Raw genomic sequence first — 2,376 nt, forward strand, 5'->3', positions numbered from 1 at the left:
GGGGCCAGTGCCGCCCAGGCTGACCGTTTTATTAACGTACTGGCAGCCGGGGCGAAATACGGTGCTTCCGAAATTAACGAAACCGCGCAGGCCATTAAAAATGGCGGAACGATGACTTCACAGACGAGTATTTCGTTTGAAGAATTGAATGCCGCGATTCAAGTGTTAGCGAAAGGCGGCATTAAAGGCGCGAAAGCGGGGGTTGCTATCCGTAACGTGGTGCTGGCGCTGGAAAAATCGACCGATAAAAACCTGAAACCGTCTGTCGTAGGGCTGGGAGCGGCACTGGAGCACCTGAAAAACAAACAGTTATCTACCGCACAAGCGGCGAAACTGTTCGGACGGGCTAACCTGAGTGCGGCCTCACAGCTCGTCACTGGACAGCGTGAGCTGGATGAATTGAAGAAGGCCCTGACCGGAACGCAGGTGGCTTATGATCAGGCTGGAGAAAGAGCTAATAACCTGAGTGCTGATCTGGATGTGTTGGGAAAAGCCTTTGAAGGATTGGCACTGAAAGTCGGGGGGAGCACTGATGGCCCTCTCCGTACCGGCGTTCAGGAAGCAACCAATGCCATTAACAGTTTGTCGGAGAACTTCAAGACGGTAGCCAGTGTTGCCCTGCATACCCTGATCCCGGTGATGGCGATAAAAATGACAGCAGGATTACGCGAGAATGTCAGCGCATGGCGAGCCACAGAAAAAGCAACACGTAATATCGCCAAGCAAAAGGCAGAAACGGCCAGACGTACAATAGAACAAGCCAACGCCACCCTTCAGCTTACTCAACGTCAGGGACAGCATATTGAAAAATTGCGACAGATTAATGGTCAGCACGGGCTTTTTGTCAATTATGCCAAAGAATCAAAAGCATTATATCGGCAGGAGACAGAAGCGATCAGACAAAAGGAAAGAGCAACAAAGTCACTTGAGGTCGCTAACCGCCGGCTGTCTTATGCCTATCGGGCATTATCGGCCGCCGCAGGCGCTGCCCGTGGCGCACTTGCCCTGATGGGGGGACCATTTGGTGCAGCGATGCTGGCAGGTTCTGCTCTGTACGGGTTATATAACTCTAGCGTCCAAGCCAGAGAGGGGTTGCGGCACTTAAAGGAGGGAACCGTTGAAACGGTAGCTGAACTGCAACGGCTTTCCAGCATTAAGGTGGCGGTCGAGCTGGATAAGACTGACGATGATCTTAACAATCTGAAAGCAGAACTCAGGCAGATTGATAGCCAACTGGAACGGTATTCCCAAACCCGAATCGAGCACTTACAAAACCGTCAAAAAGGGTTCTTAAGTTTTCTTTATGAAGACCCGAAAGCAGTTGAAAAGCAAGGCCGGGTATTACTCAGTCGGCGAGAAGATATCCTCAAAGGGATAGAAAAGAAAACCACCAGAAAGAAAAACCTGCAGACAACCTCGGTCGCGGGGATGTTTGACCAGCCACCGCCTGAGCCGCCAAAACCCGAAGGGAACGGTACGGGTAATCCATGGACAGGTCAGGATCTCATCAACGCAGAGCAACAAGGTAAACAATCCCTTCACCGTTATCAGCAGTTACGTAAGGACATTGAGCAGACCCATGCCACCAGCCTGGATCGCATCCGATTCAGCGAGAAAGCAATGCGGGATAAAATCCATGAAGTTGGCAAATCGGGTGTGGCTTCGGACAGTGAGCTGCAACGCTTAACCCTCCTCAATGCCGAAAATCACCAAAAACAGCGGCGGGAACTGGCGGAAAAATATGCGCCGGCAGCCGCATTGATCCGGCAGGAAAAAGACGCCAGTTTAGAGCTTAAGGCCCTGTACCAAGAACGATTGTTGACCGAACAGGAGTACCTGTCCGCCAGTAAAACGCTGTATCAAACGTCGGTGAAAGACAAATTAGCGGAACAGGCAAAGCAAATTGCCGCCCCACATTTGGATATGACGGGTGAGGTCGATCCCGTTGTGCAACTGCAAAATCAGCTGACTGAGCAACAAGCGCTCTATGACAGTTATTACCGCAATGGCCTTATCAGCAAGGAACGTCATGAACAGTTAATGACCGCTGTGGCTCATCATTCCAAAGAGGCGCAATTGGCTGCGGCTAAAGATTTATACGCCTCGCAGGGGGATTTCCAGAAAATGCAGATGGATCTGCTGGATGTGGTCGAGCAACGTACGGGGAGTGCGTTAACCGGCATGTTGACGGGCACAAAATCCTTTTCAGAATCCATGCGGGAGCTGTCGGCCTCACTGGCGCAATCCATTATTCAGGATCTGATCCGTATTGCAATGCAGGCATTGATCACCAAAGCCCTCTCCGGTTTCTTTGGGGGTGGGATGGGCAGCATGGGGGCCAGCGCATTGTCTTCGGCGGGGGGGAGCCTGTCTTCG

Annotated in this window: 1 protein-coding gene; it reads left to right on the plus strand. The window is 51.8% G+C overall.

Going from position 1 to position 2,376, the window contains the following annotated elements:
• A partial coding sequence (locus AACS92_RS20825; protein WP_099112004.1) for a phage tail tape measure protein occupies positions 1 to 2,376 on the plus strand: 2,376 nt, incomplete at both ends.

It is taken from the genome of Xenorhabdus sp. KJ12.1 (assembly GCF_963876495.1).
Taxonomy (GTDB): Bacteria; Pseudomonadota; Gammaproteobacteria; order Enterobacterales; family Enterobacteriaceae; genus Xenorhabdus; species Xenorhabdus stockiae.